Here is a 15,913-nt window from a genome sequence, read left to right on the forward strand (position 1 = left end):
CCGCGGGTGGGGGCGCGGTGGCGCCCGGGCCCCCCCGGCCGCCGGGGGCGCCCCCCCGCGGGGGGGGCCCCCGCCCCGGCCCCCCCCCCGCCCGGGGGGGGGGCGCCCCCCCCGGGGGGGGGCCACGGGCCTCGTCAGGCGGTGTTCAGGACTCTCAGCCCTCGAACGTCCAGTTCCAGAACCCGTGGAAGATCGTCGGGCTGATCGTGATCGACTCGACGCCCTTCAGGTTCTCGTCCCAGCCCTGGATGGCCGGGAACTGGAAGATCGTCACGCCGAAGCCGTCGGCCCAGAGGTTCTTCTCGACCTCGAGCTGGAGCTGGAACTGCTCCTCCGGGTCGGTCGAGACCTGGAGCTGGTCGAGCGCGGCGTCCACGGCCGGGTTGTTGTACTGGCCGTAGTTGTTGACACCCGGGTTCGGCGCCCAGCGGAAGTTGGCGTCCGACTCGGTGACCGCGGTCGAGGTCGACTGCCAGCCGAACAGCGACGCGTCGTACTGGTCCTGGCCGGTCGCGAGGAGGGTGCCCCACTCGGCGGCCGGGCGGCCCGTGTCGACGATCTCGAAGCCGGCCTGCGAGGCGGTGTCGGTGATGAGCGCGAGCTCGTTCACGCGGCGCGTGTTCTCGTTGTTGTACGCGAAGCGCACCTTGATCGGCGTGGCGACGCCGGCGTCGGCGAGCAGCTGCTTCGCCTTCTCGATGTCACCCTCGACCGGGTAGAAGTCCGAGCCGTTCTCGGCGACCATCTGGTCGTAGTTCGGCGAGCCCGGGAGGAGGATGTTCGAGTTGCGCACCTCGGCGTCCGGGTTGAGCGGCTTGATGAGGTTGTCGACGATCGTCTGGCGCGGGATCGTCAGCAGGAACGCCTGGCGGACGGCCTTGGCCTTCTCCGCGTCGCCGCCGTAGGTGGCCGGGTCGAACGGACCCTTGTTCTGGAAGACCAGGTCGACGTGCTCGTAGGTGCCCTCGATGCCCGAGTGGGTCTCGACGCCGTCGAGCGCCTCGAGCGCGGTGCGGACGTCGGCCGACGCCTGCGGGCCGATGAGGTCGACCTCACCGTTCTCGAGCGCCTGGACCTGGGCCATCGGGTCGTCGATGTAGCGGACCGTGATGGTGTCGACCGAGCCCTTGCGCTCGCCCGTGAAGTCCGGGTTCGCCTTGAGGGTGAGGTACTGGTTCTCCTTGTAGTCCTCGAGCACGTACGCGCCGTTGGACACGTACAGCGACGGGTCCTCGGGGAGCGACGTGAACTGGAAGCCCTCGTTCCAGAACTTCGAGATCTTCGACAGCGCCGCCGTGTCGTTGTTGAGGATCGCGTCGCGGACGGCGGCCTTGGCCTCCTCCGGGTCCTCGATCTCGAGCGCGTGCTGGCCGACGACGTGAGCCGGGACGAACTCGTTCGTCCAGTTGAGCTCCCAGTCACCGAACGGCTTGTCGTAGACGACCGTGATCGACTTGTTGTCCTCGGAGATCTCGGGGTTCTGCGAGATCAGCGCGATGCCCGGGTCCGAACCGTCGAAGTAGACACCGGCGTCCACCTCGTCCTGGTTGATGACCTCGCCCGTCTCCGGGTCCGTCTCGGCCTCGACGGTGTTGAACTTGCCGGACTGGCCGGCCCAGTCGAGCAGGAGCTCGGTCGCGTCGACCGGCACGCCGTCCGACCACTTCGTGTCGTCGCCGAACGTGTACTTGATGGTCAGCGGGTCGTCCGAGACCTTCTCGTACGTGCCGAACGACTCGTCCTGGACGAGGTTCAGGTCGGCGTCGTAGTAGCTGAAGCCCGAGTTCAGCATGTAGTTGATGACCGCGTTCTGGGTCGCGTTGCCGTTCGCCGAGCTCAGGTTCAGCTCGTTGAGCGGAGCCTCCCACGCGACGGTGACCGCGCTCTCGGTGTTGATGCCCGCGTCGTCGCCGTCGGTCTCGCCCTCACCCGACGTGCCGCTGCACGCGGAGAACAGCAGTGCCCCCGTGACCGTCACGGCGAGCGCGGCACTCGTGCGCCTGATCTTCAATGTTCCTCCTCCAAGGGATGGCGGGCGCGGACGGCGAGGCGTCGTTCGCCCCCCGGCCGCCCCGTCGCCGCGCGGCCGGATCGTGTCGGCGCGCGTGGACGGGCATGCCCACCACGGTTTGAGCCCACGCTACAGACCTAGTTGCGAGGGATCTCCCCCTTGCCCGGTTGCGGAGGTCGATCGTTACCGAGTTGATACTGGCCGGTACGGACGCGTTTCCGCGCCGCGACGCCCGGGAAACACGGGCGAAACCTCCGCACCGGGAACGCCGTCGCGCCCGCCGCGTCTCACGATGCGGCGGGCGCAGGGCTGTGACCTGAATCTCAGACGTTGAAGCGGAACTCCACCACGTCGCCGTCGGCCATGACGTAGTCCTTGCCCTCGACCCGCGCCTTGCCCGCGGCGCGCGCGGCGGCGACCGAGCCGGTCTCGACGAGGTCCTCGAACGAGACGACCTCGGCCTTGATGAAGCCGCGCTCGAAGTCGGTGTGGATGACCCCGGCCGCCTGCGGCGCGGTCCAGCCCTTGCGGATGGTCCACGCGCGGGCCTCCTTGGGCCCCGCGGTGAGGTACGTCTGCAGGCCGAGCGTGTCGAAGCCGACGCGCGCGAGCTGGTCGAGGCCCGCCTCCTCCTGCCCCGACTCGGCGAGCATCTCCTTCGCCTCGTCGGGCTCGAGCTCGACGAGCTCGGACTCGAACTTCGCGTCGAGGAAGATCGCCTGGGCGGGCGCGACGAGCGCGCGCAGGCGAGCCTGCATGTCCGCGTCGGCCAGGCCGGCGTCGTCCGTGTTGAAGACGTAGATGAACGGCTTCGCGGTGAGCAGCTGCAGGCTCGCGACGTCCGCGAGGTCCAGCCCGGCCGCGGCCGCGCCCTGGAAGAGCGTCGTGCCGGCCTCGAGGATCGCCTGCGCCTTCTGGGCCGCGTCCAGGAGGGCCGCGTCGCCCTTCTTGATCTTGACCTCCTTCTCGAGGCGGGGGACCGTCTTCTCGAGCGTCTGGAGGTCGGCGAGGATCAGCTCGGTGCTGATGGTCTCGATGTCGCCCTCGGCGTCCGTCGAGCCCTCGACGCGGACGACGTCCGGGTCGGAGAACGCGCGCGTCACCTGGCAGATGGCGTCGGCCTCGCGGATGTTCGCGAGGAACTTGTTGCCGAGCCCCTCCCCCTCGCTCGCCCCCTTGACGATGCCCGCGATGTCGACGAAGGACACGGTCGCGGGCAGGACGCGCTGGCTGCCGAAGATCTCGGCGAGCTTGTCGAGCCGCGGGTCCGGGAGGGACACCACGCCGACGTTCGGGTCGATCGTCGCGAACGGGTAGTTCGCGGCGAGCACCTGGTTGCGCGTCAGGGCGTTGAAGAGGGTGGACTTGCCGACGTTGGGCAGGCCGACGATGCCGATAGTGAGAGCCACGTCGCCCGAGTCTACGGGGCCGGGGCCGCGACGTGGCCCCGGCCCCGCGGCTCAGGCGTAGGACAGCACGCGCTGGAGCAGCTCGGGCGCCCCGCGGTCGTACCGGCGGGCGCCCCACCGGACGCCGAGGACGAGCACGACGGCCCCGACCACCGCGCCCACGAGGAGCGTGACCCACCCGACCGCCGGCAGGTCGGCGAGGACCGCGACGAGACCGGGCACGAGGAACGGCAGGGACAGCGCGAGCACGAGGACCATCGCGACCGTCTGCGCGACGAGCGTCGCCATCGCGGCGCCCTGCGGCTGCTTGAACGGGCTGTCCCCCGGCTTGGGCACCGGGTAGAGCAGGCGCGCCGACGTCGCGCTCGACACGCCCGTCGAGGTGAGCAGCACGCCGACCGAGACGCCGAGGATCGCCGGGAGCAGGTCCCAGCGGCCCGCGACCGCGACGGACACCACGGCGAACAGGACCGTCACCGCGCCGCCCGCGACGAGCACGGGGAGCGCGCGTCCCCAGCGGTCCGCGCGCCCGGGCACGCCCGACGACACGTGCAGGGCGAAGGCCGTGTGGTCGTACGCGACGTCGGCCGAGATGGAGAACCCGAGGATCCACGCCGTGAACGGCGCGAGGGCGAGGAAGATCTCGGAGCCCGCTCCCCCGCCGACGACGAGGAGGACGACGGGGATGAGCGGCACGACCGCGATGGACCCGGAGTAGCGCGGGTCGCGCAGCCAGTAGGTCGCGGTGCGCGCGGCGACCGCGCCGGTCGGCGTGGCCGGGAAGCGCGAGAAGAAGCCGAGGCCCTTGGCCCGCCCGGCGCCCCCGGACGTGGGCGGGGTGACGAGCGCGCGGGCGAGCGCCCGGTCCCACACGACCCACGCCACCGCGAGGGTCGCGAGCGCGACGACGAGCCGTGCGAGCGCGAGGCCCCACGCGCCGTCGTGCACGGCGGCGCCCAGGCCCCACGGCGCCCCGAAGGGCGTCCACGCGACGACGCCGGCGAGGCGCGTCAGCATGCCGCCCACGGCCTCGCCGTCGACGGGGCCCTCGCCGAGCTGCGCGCCGAGCCACGCGAACGCGGGGCCGACGAGGACGAGCGGCACGAAGGCCGCGACGGTCACGACCTCGCGGTAGCGGCGGGACTCGAGCAGGGGCGCGAGCGCCGTCGTCGTGGCGCGCGAGCCGACGACGCACAGCGCGACCGCGACGACCGCCCCGACGAGCGCGGCCAGCAGCGCGAGGGGCGTGCGCCACCACGCGAACGACGCACCGAGCGCGGAGAGCGCGGTCGCGACGCCCGGGACCGAGACCACGCCCGCGACGGCGAGCCCCGCGAGCAGGCGGCGCTGCGGGATGCCGAAGAGGACGAAGCGCTGGGGGTCGAGCGTCGCGTCGACGCCGAACGCGAAGAGCGGGATCACCCACCACCCGAGCACCGCGAGCGCCCCGCCGAGGACGACGACCGTCCCCGCGAGCTCCGGGTCGGTCGTGCCGAGCACGATCGCGCCGACGACGAGCATCCCCACGACGAACAGCCCGTAGAGCGCGCCGACGACGAACCCGATGGTCTGCCACACGCTCCGGCGGAACGCGTTGCCCATGAGGGTGAGCTTGAGCCTTACGAACTGCGCAACCACGCGAGGCCCTCCGTGCTCTGGCGGCCGCCGACGAGCTCGACGAACCGGTCCTCGAGGCTCTGGTCGCCGCGGACCTCGTCGACGGTCCCCGCGGCCAGGACGTGCCCGCCCGCGACGACGGCGACGTGGTCGCACATGCGCTGGACGAGGTCCATGACGTGCGACGACACGACGACGGTCCCCCCGCTCGCGACGTAGCCCGCGAGGATGTCGCGGATGTTCGCGGCGGAGACGGGGTCGACGGCCTCGAACGGCTCGTCGAGGACGAGCGTGCGCGGGGCGTGGATGAGCGCGGTCGCGAGCGCGATCTTCTTCGTCATGCCCGCGGAGTAGTCGACGACGAACGTCGTCGCGTCCTTCGCGAGGTCGAGAGCGGCGAGGAGCTCGGCCGTGCGCTCGGCCACGGTGTCGCGGTCCATGCCGCGCAGGAGGCCCGCGTACGTGACGAGCTGGGCGCCCGTGAGCCGGTCGAACAGCCGGACGCCGTCGGGCAGCACGCCGAGCTGGCGCTTGCCCGCGGCGGGGTCGGCCCACAGGTCGGTGCCGTGCACGTGCGCGGTGCCGGCGTCGGGACGCAGGAGCCCGGTGGCCATGGACAGCGTCGTCGTCTTGCCGGCGCCGTTGGGTCCGACGAGCCCGTAGAACGAGCCCGCCGGGACGTCCAGGTCGATCCCGGCGACCGCGATCTTCTGGCCGAACCGCTTCCACAGGCCGCGCAGCGAGAGCGCGGCGGCGGGGTTCGGCGGCGCGGGCGGACCGGGCTGCGGACCGGGGGCCGTGGCGGGCCGGAGGGTCGGGTCCGGAGCGGGCGCACCGGACGGCACGGGGGCTGGGACGGGGACGGGATCGACCATGGCGTCACCGTAACCGAGCCGTGCGCCCGCGCGTGGTGCGTTTTGTCACGAGGTGTTCCGGCGGGCCGACCGTGCCCCGCGCCGCCGTGTCGCGCGACGGGGGTGTCGGTTCCCCGTGGCAGGGTGCGGCCATGGACATCTCGGGGTGGTTGCTCTTCGCCGTCGGTCTCGTGCTGGGGCTGGTGGGCGGCAGCGCGCTCGTGCTCGGCGTGCGGCGCGCGTCGCCCGACGCCGCCGCGGCGGAGGTCCGCCGGCTCACCCAGCTCCTGGGCCAGGCGCAGCAGGAGGCGGCGCGGGCCGCGGGCCTCGCCGAGCGGCTCGAGGCCGAGCGCGAGGGCTTCGCGCGCCAGCTCGGCGCGGCGCAGCGCAGCGCGGACGAGCGGCTCGACCTCGCGCGCGCGACCCACGAGCAGCAGCTCGCCGAGCTCCGCGCCGCCGCGGACCGCCGCGTCGAGGAGATCCAGGGCGACCACCGTCGCCTCGAGGCCCAGTTCGAGGCGCTGTCGCGCAAGGTGCTGGCCGCGGGGACGGAGCAGTTCCTCGTGCAGGCGGAGGAGCGCCTGCGCCGCAGCCAGGAGCAGGGCGCGGCCGAGCTCGCGCGCCGCGAGGAGGCCGTGCGCCACCTCGTCGAGCCGCTCGCGGGGGCGCTCGAGAAGGTGCGCGCCGAGGTCGCCGAGGCCGAGCGCGCGCGGCTCGCCGCGCACGGCAGCCTCGCGGAGCAGGTGCGCGGGGTGCGCGACGCCTCGGAGCTGCTGCGCGCCGAGACGTCGCAGCTCGTCACGGCCCTGCGCTCGTCGCAGGTGCGGGGCGCGTGGGGCGAGCTCCAGCTGCGGCGCGTGGTCGAGGCCGCGGGCATGCTCCCCCACGTCGACTTCGTGGAGCAGGACCAGGTCTCGACCGACGACGGCGCGCTCCGCCCGGACATGGTGGTGCGGCTCGCGGGGGGCAAGCAGGTCGTCGTCGACGCCAAGGTCGCCTTCCTCGGCTACCTCGACGCGCAGGGCGCGACCGACCCGGCCGTGCGCGCGGACCGGCTCGCGGCGCACGCCCGGCACATGCGCAAGCACGTCGACGACCTCGGCGCGAAGCGCTACTGGGACCAGTTCGCCCCCGCGCCGGAGTTCGTCGTGATGTTCGTGCCCGCCGAGGCGTTCCTCTCGGCCGCCGTCGAGCAGGACCCGTCGCTGCTGGAGCACGCCGTGTCGAAGAACGTCGTGATCGCGACGCCCATGACGATGGTCGCGATGCTGCGCACGATCGCCTACGCGTGGCGCCAGGACGCGCTGGCCACGAACGCCCAGCAGGTGCTCACGCTCGGCAAGGAGCTCCACGGGCGCCTGGCCGTCATGGGGTCGCACCTCGCGAAGCTCGGGCGGCAGCTCCAGAACGCCTCGGACGCCTACAACCGTACGGTGGGCTCGCTCGAGACGCGCGTCCTCGTCAGCGCGCGCCGGTTCGCCGACCTGCACGTCGTGGACGACGAGCTCGCGAGCCCGGCCACGGTGAACCCGCGGCTCAGCGCGATCAGCGCGCCCGAGCTCCTGGCGTCGGTCAACGAGTCGGTCGTGGCGATCGACGAGCGGGCCGAGCCCCGCGAGGGCGGCGCGGCGGGCGGCGCGAGCGCCTGAGCGGCGGGCGCCTCCCTGTCGCTCCGGGCTGGGGCCGAACCCGTCAGACGGGCTGGACCGACAGGGCGGTGCGGCCCCCGCGGGCGGGACGGCCGCCCTCGGAGCCGGAGGCCTTGAGGTCGGCGCGCAGCTCGCGCGGCAGCGAGAACATGAGGTCCTCCGTCGCGGTGCGCACCTCCTCGACCTCGCCGAACCCGCGCTCCGCGAGGTAGGCGACGACGTCCTCGACGAGGATCTCGGGCACCGACGCGCCGGACGTCACGCCGACGGTCGTCGCGCCGTCGAGCCACGCGGGGTCGATCTCCTTCGCGCGGTCGACGCGGTACGACGCCCCGGCCCCGGCCTGGAGCGCGACCTCGACGAGGCGCACCGAGTTCGACGAGTTCGCGGACCCCACGACGATGACGACGTCGGCCTGCGGCGCGAGCTTCTTCACCGCGACCTGGCGGTTCTGCGTCGCGTAGCAGATGTCGTCGCTCGGCGGGTCCTGGAGGGTCGGGAACCGCTCGCGCAGGCGCCGCACGGTCTCCATCGTCTCGTCCACCGACAGCGTGGTCTGCGAGATCCACACGACCTTGTCGGGGTCGCGCACGACGACGTCGTCGACGTGGTCCGGGGAGTCGACGACCTGGACGTGGTCCGGGGCCTCGCCCGCGGTGCCCTCGACCTCCTCGTGCCCGGTGTGGCCGATGAGGAGGATGTCGTAGTCGTCCTTGGCGAAGCGGACGGCCTCCTTGTGCACCTTCGTCACGAGCGGGCACGTGGCGTCGATCGTGTCGAGGTTGCGCGCCGCCGCGGCGGCCTTGACCGCCGGCGAGACGCCGTGGGCGGAGAACACGACGCGCGCGCCCTCGGGGACCTCGTCCGTCTCGTCGACGAAGACCGCGCCGCGCTCGCTGAGCGTCTCGACGACGAACTTGTTGTGCACGATCTCCTTGCGCACGTACACCGGGGCGCCGTAGTGCTCGAGCGCCTTCTCGACGGCGACGACGGCGCGGTCCACGCCCGCGCAGTAGCCGCGCGGCGCCGCGAGCAGGACGCGCTTGCGGGGCGCCTCGCCGGCCGGGGTCGCGGCGGGGCGGTCGGACGGGCGCACGGACGGGCCGGCAGGGTGAGCGGTCACGCCCCCGAGTCTAGGCGAGCACCCGCCCGCCGACCCCGGTGAGGCCGGTCACGCACGGCCTGGTCGCGGCGTCGTCACGCCCCGTGCGCGCGGGGTCCACACTCCCTCCGCACGTCGCGCGACTTCACCCGGGACCCCGCGCGCGCCGGGTCGCCGAGCCTCGCCGCGCCACGCAAGATCGACAGCATGACCGACTCCCCCGGCCCTGCCCCGTCGCCGCCGGAGTCGCCCCGCCGGCGTCCTCGCGCGTGGTGGTGGGCGGTCCCGGCGGCGCTCGTCCTGCTCGCCGGCGGCGTGCTCGCCGTCGGGGCGTGGGAGCACGAGCGGTGGCTCGACGCCGTCGCCGCCTACGAGGAGGAGGTCGCGGACGCGACGCGCGACGCCGACCTCGCGCGCGCCCGGGCGGTCGCCGGCTACGTGCCGCGGCTCGGCGCGCTGGTCGCCGGCGAGACGGTCGGCGCGGCGGTGCTGTCCGGGAGCGAGGGCCAGGTGGACGACCCGTCGCTGCGCGACCCGCTCGCCGCGGCCCTGGGCGACGCCGCCGACCTGCGCACGACGCGCGTCGAGTACCCGGTCGAGGAGCGGACGGTGGCGGCGCTCACGCGGCCGAACCCCTTCTTCCCGGCGTCGCGACCGGCGCGCGACGTCGCGGTGGTCACGGGGTCGGTCCCGTCCGCCGACGCGCTCGACGCGGCGGCGGCCGCGGTCGCGACGACGACCACCGACCTCGCCCGCGCGCAGCAGGAGTGGGCGTTCGACGCGCTGGAGACGGCGGTCGCGGAGGGCCGGCCGGTCCTCACCGAGTCGGCGGGCCTGGTCTCGGACGAGGGCACGCGCACGGCGCTGTCCGCGGCGCTGGACGAGGCGACGGCCGCGCTCGACGCCGGCGTGGGCGGCGTCCCCGTGGCGCGCAGCGTCGCGGCGCACGACGCGGTGCTCGCCACGACCGAGACGGTGTGGGCCGACCGGCTGGCGCTGCTCCTCGAGCAGCGCCGCGACGCGGCCCGGGCCACGGGCGTCGACTGCGCGGTCGAGCGGTGCGTCGCCCTGACGTTCGACGACGGGCCCGGCACGCAGACGCCGCGCCTCCTGGAGATCCTCGCCGAGAAGCACGTCACGGCGACGTTCTTCCTCGTGGGCGAGAACGTCGAGAAGCGGCCCGAGGTCGTGCGCGACACCGCCGCGGCCGGGCACCTGCTCGCCAACCACACGTGGGACCACCCGCAGCTCACGACGCTCGACGACGACGCCGTGCGCGACGAGCTCGAGCGCACGCAGGACGCGATCGCGCGCGCGTCGGGCACGACCCCGACGATCCTGCGCCCGCCGTACGGCGACGTGGACGACCGCGTGCGGTCCGTCGCGACGCGGACCGGCCTGCAGGTCGTGCTCTGGAACCTCGACACGCTCGACTGGAAGACCCGCGACGCCGCCGAGACGAGGCGGCGCACGGTCGAGGGGGCGCGCGCCGGGAGCGTCGTGCTCATGCACGACATCCACGCCGCGACCGTCGACGCGGTGCCCGGGATCATCGACGACCTGCGGGCCGAGGGCTACCGGCTCGTCACCGTCGACCTCCTCGCCCCGGAGCCGACCCCCTGAGCGCGGGCGGGACCGGCAGCCCGCCCCGGCGGCCGGCGTGCGGCGGGTGGACGTGGGTGGGGTGGGGCAGGCTGGACCCGTGACCGCGACGTTCCCGCTGCCCGACGACCCGGGCGGTCCCGTGCGGCCCGCCGAGCGCGGGCCGCTCCCGGCGCGCGCTCTCGAGACGAGCGCGGAGCACCCGTGGCCCGTGCGGCTCCTCGCGCGCAAGATCGAGCAGTACGTCGAGCGCATGGCCCCGGTGTGGGTCGAGGGGCAGGTCGTCCAGCTCAACCGCCGCCCCGGCACGTCGACCGCGTTCCTCACGCTGCGCGACACGGACCTCGACATGTCGCTCCCGGTGTCCGCCGCGACGCGCGTGCTGCGCGGCGCGACCCTCGAGGAGGGGGCGCACGTCGTCGTGCACGCCAAGCCCGTGTACTGGACGCGGCGCGGCCAGCTCCAGCTCCAGGCGCGCGAGATCCGCCCGGTCGGGGTGGGCGAGCTGCTCGCACGCATCGAGCACCTCAAGCGCGTGCTCGCCGCCGAGGGTCTGTTCGCCGCCGAGCGCAAGCGCCCGCTGCCGTTCCTGCCGAAGGTCGTGGGCCTCGTGTGCGGCCGGGAGTCCAAGGCCGAGCACGACGTCGTCGTCAACGCGCGGGCCCGCTGGCCCCGGGTCCGGTTCGAGATCCGCGAGGTCGCCGTCCAGGGGGCGCACGCGGTCCAGCAGGTGAGCGACGCGATCCGCGCGCTCGACGCGGACCCGGACGTCGAGGTGATCGTCGTCGCACGCGGCGGCGGCGCCGTGGAGGACCTCCTCCCGTTCTCCAACGAGGCGCTGGTGCGGGTGGCCGCCGCGTGCCGCACGCCGCTCGTCAGCGCGATCGGCCACGAGACGGACAGCCCGCTGCTCGACCTCGTGGCCGACGTCCGCGCCTCGACGCCGACGGCCGCCGCGAAGCGCGTCGTGCCGGACGTCGCCGAGGAGCGCGCGCGGGTGGCCCAGAGCCGGCAGCGCCTGCGCGCGGCGATCGCGGGGACCGTCGCGCGCGAGCAGGCGGGCCTCGACGCCCTGCGGTCCCGGCCCGTGCTCGCCGCGCCGCACGGCATGCTCGCCGACCGCGCGGAGCGGGTCGGCGCGCTGCGCGACCGGGCGCGCCGCGCGCTCGACGCGCACCTCGTGCGCGCCGCGGGCGACGTGGGCCGCCTGGAGGCGCAGGTGCGCGCGCTGTCCCCGGCGTCGACGCTCGAGCGGGGCTACGCCGTCGTGCAGCGCGCGGACGGCCACGTCGTGCGCTCCCCCGCCGACGTCGCGGCCGACGACGCGGTCCGCGTGCGCCTCGCGCACGGCTCTCTCGACGCGACGGTGACCGCGCTGCACGACGCCGACGCTCCCGCTCCCGGCCCGGTCGGGGAGACCTCGTGAGCCGCGCGCGGCGCCGCGGGACGTCCACCGGCCGGACGACGGGTCCGACCACGACGCACAGATGGGGTTGAATACTGCCGTGACTTCCTTTGACAACGCTGTCACGCCCGACGTGTCGACGCTGTCCTACGAGCAGGCGCGCGACGAGCTCGTGCAGGTCGTCGCCCGGCTCGAGGCCGGCGGCGAGCCGCTCGAGGCGTCGCTCGCGCTCTGGGAGCGCGGCGAGGCGCTCGCCGCGCGCTGCCAGGAGTGGCTCGACGGCGCGCGCGCCCGCCTCGACGCCGCGCGCGCCCAGGACGTGAGCGCGGACACCCCCGACGAGACCACCGGAGACGACCGATGAGCACCACCCCCGCCCCGACCGGAACCGCGCGACCCGGGCACGTGCTCGTGGTCGGCGAGGCGCTGATCGACGTCGTGCACCGCGCCGACGGCAGCGTGGACGAGCACCCGGGCGGGAGCCTCGCGAACGTCGCGCTGACCCTGGGCCGGCTCGGTCGCGATGCGCGCCTCGCGACGTGGGTCGCCGACGACGCGCACGGCGCCGCGGTGCGGGCCTGGCTCGACGACTCCGCCGTGACGCTCGCGCCCGGCAGCACCGGCGCCGACCGCACGAGCGTCGCGACCGCGCACCTCGACGCCCACGGCGCCGCGACGTACCAGTTCGACCTCGAGTGGCGCGTCCCGCCGGGCACCGCCGCCGACGCCGGGACGCTCGCGGTGCACACGGGCTCGATCGCGGCGGTCCTGGAGCCCGGCGCGTCGGACGTGCGCGCGCTCGTCGCGACCGCCCGCGACACCGCGACCGTCACCTACGATCCCAACGCGCGCCCCGCGCTCATGGGCGACCCGGCCGACGCGCGGTCCCGGATCGAGGCGCTCGTGGCGCTCGCCGACGTCGTCAAGGTCAGCGACGAGGACGTCGCGTGGCTCGTGCCGGGCGCGGACCCGGTCGCGGTCGCGCGCGACTGGCTCGCGCTGGGCCCGGCGCTCGTCGTCGTGACGCTCGGCGGCGAGGGCGCGGTCGCGGTCACCGCCGCCGGCGAGCAGCGCGTGACGGCGCCGCGCGTCGAGGTCGTGGACACCGTGGGCGCGGGCGACTCGTTCATGGGCGCGCTCCTCGACGGGCTGTGGGACGCGGGCCTGCTCGGGGCGGACCGCCGCGACGCGCTGCGCGCGATCGACGCCGCGACGCTCGCCGGGCTGCTCGAGCGCTGCGTCGCCGTCGCCGCGATCACCGTCTCGCGCGCCGGCGCCAACCCGCCGCGCCGCGCGGAGCTCGCCCCCGCCTGAGCCGGGCGCGGCGCGGCCGCCGCTCCGGAGCCCGCGCGCGGCTCGGGCCCCCCGGGCCCCGCCCGGGGGGGCCGCCCCCGGGGGACGACGGGGGGGGGGGGCCCGGTTTGTGGCCCCCCCGGGCCCACCACTCGTCCGGCGACGTCCGGGTGGACGCCGCCGGTGGCTCAGGGTGTGGTGGCTTCGGCCGGCAGGTGCCGGCGCAGGACCTCCTCGATCTGCTCGGGCGACGCCCCGGCGGCACGCAGGCGGGCCATCTCGGCCCAGCCGTCCTGGCCGCCCACCTCGCCGCGCTCGAGCCGGCCCGCGAACCGGTCGATCCACACGCGCTCGGCGCGCAGCATCTCCAGGCGGTAGTCCGCCTCCACGAGGAAGATCTCGGGCAGGCCCGCCCCCGCGGCGCCCGCGAGGCCGCTCGCGCGCGTGCCGATCTCGGCGTCGAGGGACGCGAGGCGCGCGCGCAGGAGCGCCGCCACCTCGTCGGGCGAGAGCATCGCGATGAGCGACAGGCCCGCCTCGACGTCCGGGTACTCCTTCGACGGCACCGCGAGGAGCTCGCGCAGCCATGCGGCCGCCTCGACCTTGCCCGCCTCCGTGATCTCGTAGACGACGCGCTCGGGCCGGTTGCCCTCGCGCTCGGAATGGGACGGCGTGATGAACCCGTGCTTCTCGAGCGACTTGATCACCGAGTACAGCGAGCCGAAGTTGAGCCGGATGCTGTCGTCCTTGCCCCGCTCGCGCAGGGTCGTCGTGATCTCGTACGGGTACATGGGGCGCTCGGCGAGGCACGCGAGCACTGCGAGCGCCAGCGGGTTCGACACGGGTCGACGGGACATCACTCACCTCCGAATACTTTGCTCAGAGTATTCGTCCGAGGATGCTCGCGCAAGGGGTGTGCGGGAGCCAGCAGGGGCGAGATGCACGACGCTCTGCCGGCCGGAGGCTCCGCGGGGCGTGGCGGCGCGGGGGCGCCGTCACGGCGGCGGGCCCGTGCGCGCCCGAGGGACAGCGCCTCAGGCGGGGGTCAGGACCCGCTCCTCCTCCCGCGCCGACGCCACGGCGTGCTCCGGCACGAGGGGCTCGCCGGCGCCCACGAGCGCAGGCACGGGCACGGGCAGCGGCGCCGTGTCGGCGAACGCGGGCAGCGGTGCCTCTCCGGCGCGCACGGCCGACGGCGTCGCGGGTGCGTCTGGCCCGAGAACCGAGGCAGCGGGGGCCGGGACGCCGGGCGCCCGCCCCGCCGGGCGGGCGCTCCGCCGCGCGAGCAGGTGGTGCCGCAGCCATCCCGCGCCCACGGCCACCACGACGACGGCGCCGCCCACGACGAGCGCGCCCCGCGGGCCGAGGACCTCCATGAGCAGGCCGAGCAGGGGCGGCCCGGCGAGACCCCACGCGGTGCTCGCGCTGCGCCAGACGCCGAGGACGCGCCCACGCATGTGCGGCGGCGGGTCGGTCTGGAGCACCGTGGTCCCCGCCGTGTCGGAGACCGACTCGACCACGGCCATCGGGCCGACCACGAGCAGGAGGACGGCGAGCGTCGGCGCGAGCCCGGCCACGACCTGCAGGAGCGCGCCCGCGGCAGCGAGGACGCCGACGAGACGCACGGTCGGGCGCCGCAGCCGGCCGGCGAGGACCGCGCCGACGATCCCGCCCACGGCCAGCACGGTCGACACCGTGCCGAACTCCTGCGGGCCGCCGGCGAGCGCCCCGGTGACCAGGACCGCGAGGGTGAGGGTGTAGTTGCGGCCGAGGACCGCGCTCACGGCCGTCACGCCGAGGAGTGCGACGAGCCGGGGGCGGCCGAGGACGTAGCGCAGGCCGCCGCCGTCGGTCCGCCCGTCCGTCGCCGCGTCCCGCGCCGCGCGCGCCGCCGCGGGCCGAGGTTCGACAGGGGCGGAGGCGGTGTCCCGACCGGCCGACGTGGCCTCGGCGGGCCGCGGCGCGGCGCTCCCGGCGTCGGGGTGCAGGACGAGGAACGGGACGACGAGCGCGACGGCGAGCAGCGACACCCCGTTCGCGAGGTACGCGACCGCGGGCCCGGCGACGGCGACCGCGCCGCCCGCGACGGCGACCCCGACGAGGCGGCCCGCGCTGTGCACGACCGACCCGATCCCGATGGCCGACGGGACGTCCTCGACGGGCACGAGATCGTTGCCGAGGAGCGCCGTGGCCGGTCCGTCGACCGTGGCGACGAGGCCCGTCACGGCGGACAGGACGAGGAGCACCGGGAGGCTGAGCAGGTCCAGCGCGACGAGCCCCGCGGTCGTGAGCGCGACGACGCCGAGCACCGCCTGGCTGACCGCGGCCGTGAGCTTGCGCGGCCACCGGTCCACGACGGCGCCGCCCGCGACGCCGAGCAGCAGCGCCGGCGCCGACTGCACCGCGAGGGACAGCCCGGTGAGAGCGGCGGACCCGGTGAGCTCGAGGACGAGCAGGTTCTGGACGGTGAGCTGCATCCAGGCGCCGACGTTGGAGACGAGGTTGGCACCCGACCACCAGCGCATCGAGCGGTGACGCAGCGCGCGCCACGGCGAGCGGTCGGGGGTCGTGCGGGCAGGACGGGACAGCAGGGCAGGGAGAGGCACAGGACGCAATCAGGGGTGAGACGGGCGCGCCGTCGCGAGGAAGGGAGGGTGCGGCTCGACGGCCGCAGACAGTTGCCTATTGAAACAACCGCTTCTCGGGCCGCTCCACTTCCGGGCCCCGATCGTGACCAAGATCGCACGGACCGCACGGTCCGGTGGCCCGCTCACGCATGATGGGTCCATGCAGACCGGGGCCGCCGCGGACGCCGGGCGTGGGCCCCCCCCGGGGGGCGCGCCCCGGCCCGGGGGGCCCCGCGGCGCGTCGGTCGGGGGGCCCCCCCCGCGCCCCCCCCCCCCCGCCCGCCGGGGCGCGGGGCCGCCCGCGACCGGGTCGTCGCGACGCTCGGCGCCGACCGGCACGCGCT

At 75.3% G+C, this 15,913-nt stretch carries 12 protein-coding genes; 5 read left to right on the forward strand and 7 right to left on the reverse strand.

Going from position 1 to position 15,913, the window contains the following annotated elements; all coding sequences use genetic code 11:
- Positions 1 to 154: 154 nt before the first annotated feature.
- From GYH36_RS17295 to GYH36_RS17310, 4 genes are all read right to left on the reverse strand, one after another.
- On the reverse strand, positions 155 to 2,011 hold the full coding sequence (locus GYH36_RS17295) for an ABC transporter family substrate-binding protein (RefSeq protein WP_203231994.1): 1,857 nt from the start codon (positions 2,009 to 2,011) through the stop codon (positions 155 to 157).
- 323 nt (positions 2,012 to 2,334) lie between these two features.
- Positions 2,335 to 3,420 carry a redox-regulated ATPase YchF gene (gene ychF / locus GYH36_RS17300; RefSeq protein ID WP_024841107.1) on the reverse strand — a complete coding sequence of 362 codons (1,086 nt, stop codon included), beginning with the start codon at positions 3,418 to 3,420 and terminating at the stop codon, positions 2,335 to 2,337.
- Positions 3,421 to 3,471: 51 nt separating this feature from the next.
- Positions 3,472 to 5,058, reverse strand: coding sequence for a hypothetical protein (locus tag GYH36_RS17305; protein WP_162290488.1), 1,587 nt, complete (start codon positions 5,056 to 5,058; stop codon positions 3,472 to 3,474).
- Positions 5,040 to 5,912: an ABC transporter ATP-binding protein gene (locus GYH36_RS17310; protein ID WP_081772370.1), complete on the reverse strand. Its 873-nt coding sequence runs from the start codon at positions 5,910 to 5,912 to the stop codon at positions 5,040 to 5,042. Before GYH36_RS17310 ends, GYH36_RS17305 begins: the two co-directional genes overlap by 19 nt.
- A 131-nt stretch (positions 5,913 to 6,043) precedes the next feature.
- Here GYH36_RS17310 and GYH36_RS17315 point away from each other — a divergent pair, with 131 nt between their 5' ends.
- Positions 6,044 to 7,540 carry a DNA recombination protein RmuC gene (locus GYH36_RS17315; protein WP_155098880.1) on the forward strand — a complete coding sequence of 499 codons (1,497 nt, stop codon included), beginning with the start codon at positions 6,044 to 6,046 and terminating at the stop codon, positions 7,538 to 7,540.
- A gap of 43 nt (positions 7,541 to 7,583) precedes the next feature.
- Here GYH36_RS17315 and GYH36_RS17320 read toward each other — a convergent pair whose 3' ends face one another.
- Positions 7,584 to 8,636: a 4-hydroxy-3-methylbut-2-enyl diphosphate reductase gene (locus GYH36_RS17320; protein ID WP_115942241.1), complete on the reverse strand. Its 1,053-nt coding sequence runs from the start codon at positions 8,634 to 8,636 to the stop codon at positions 7,584 to 7,586.
- A gap of 213 nt (positions 8,637 to 8,849) precedes the next feature.
- Between GYH36_RS17320 and GYH36_RS17325 the strand changes: the two genes are divergently transcribed.
- The 4 genes from GYH36_RS17325 to GYH36_RS17340 all read left to right on the forward strand — a co-directional run bounded on the left by GYH36_RS17325 (position 8,850) and on the right by GYH36_RS17340 (position 12,963).
- Positions 8,850 to 10,265, forward strand: coding sequence for a polysaccharide deacetylase family protein (locus GYH36_RS17325; protein ID WP_024841102.1), 1,416 nt, complete (start codon positions 8,850 to 8,852; stop codon positions 10,263 to 10,265).
- Between the two features lie 79 nt (positions 10,266 to 10,344).
- On the forward strand, positions 10,345 to 11,670 hold the full coding sequence (xseA, locus tag GYH36_RS17330) for an exodeoxyribonuclease VII large subunit (protein ID WP_162290489.1): 1,326 nt from the start codon (positions 10,345 to 10,347) through the stop codon (positions 11,668 to 11,670).
- A 61-nt stretch (positions 11,671 to 11,731) separates the two neighbouring features.
- The gene (locus GYH36_RS17335; RefSeq protein WP_115942238.1) at positions 11,732 to 12,013 is read left to right on the forward strand and encodes an exodeoxyribonuclease VII small subunit; all 282 of its coding nucleotides are present in this window, start codon (positions 11,732 to 11,734) and stop codon (positions 12,011 to 12,013) included.
- A complete protein-coding gene (locus GYH36_RS17340; RefSeq protein WP_162290490.1) occupies positions 12,010 to 12,963 on the forward strand; it encodes a carbohydrate kinase family protein in 954 nt (317 codons plus the stop codon). Before GYH36_RS17335 ends, GYH36_RS17340 begins: the two co-directional genes overlap by 4 nt.
- 167 nt (positions 12,964 to 13,130) lie before the next feature.
- Here the strand turns inward: GYH36_RS17340 and GYH36_RS17345 are convergent, their stop codons facing one another.
- Entirely contained in the window at positions 13,131 to 13,784 is a 654-nt protein-coding gene (locus tag GYH36_RS17345) for a PadR family transcriptional regulator (RefSeq protein ID WP_312028696.1), read from the reverse strand.
- Between the two features lie 192 nt (positions 13,785 to 13,976).
- Positions 13,977 to 15,548, reverse strand: a complete 1,572-nt coding sequence (locus GYH36_RS17350) for an MFS transporter (protein ID WP_203231995.1) — start codon at positions 15,546 to 15,548, stop codon at positions 13,977 to 13,979.
- Between the last annotated feature and the right edge of the window lie 365 nt (positions 15,549 to 15,913).

Origin of the sequence: Cellulosimicrobium composti, assembly GCF_010287905.1 — a bacterium.
GTDB lineage: Bacteria > Actinomycetota > Actinomycetes > Actinomycetales > Cellulomonadaceae > Cellulosimicrobium > Cellulosimicrobium composti.

Bases quoted from the DNA above. Each gene is read 5' to 3' on its own strand.
- GYH36_RS17310 (WP_081772370.1), bottom strand. From the start codon at position 5,912: ATGGTCGATCCCGTCCCCGTCCCAGCCCCCGTGCCGTCCGGTGCGCCC.
- GYH36_RS17340 (WP_162290490.1), top strand. From the start codon at position 12,010: ATGAGCACCACCCCCGCCCCGACCGGAACCGCGCGACCCGGGCACGTG.
- GYH36_RS17325 (WP_024841102.1), top strand. From the start codon at position 8,850: ATGACCGACTCCCCCGGCCCTGCCCCGTCGCCGCCGGAGTCGCCCCGC.
- GYH36_RS17335 (WP_115942238.1), top strand. From the start codon at position 11,732: ATGGGGTTGAATACTGCCGTGACTTCCTTTGACAACGCTGTCACGCCC.
- GYH36_RS17315 (WP_155098880.1), top strand. From the start codon at position 6,044: ATGGACATCTCGGGGTGGTTGCTCTTCGCCGTCGGTCTCGTGCTGGGG.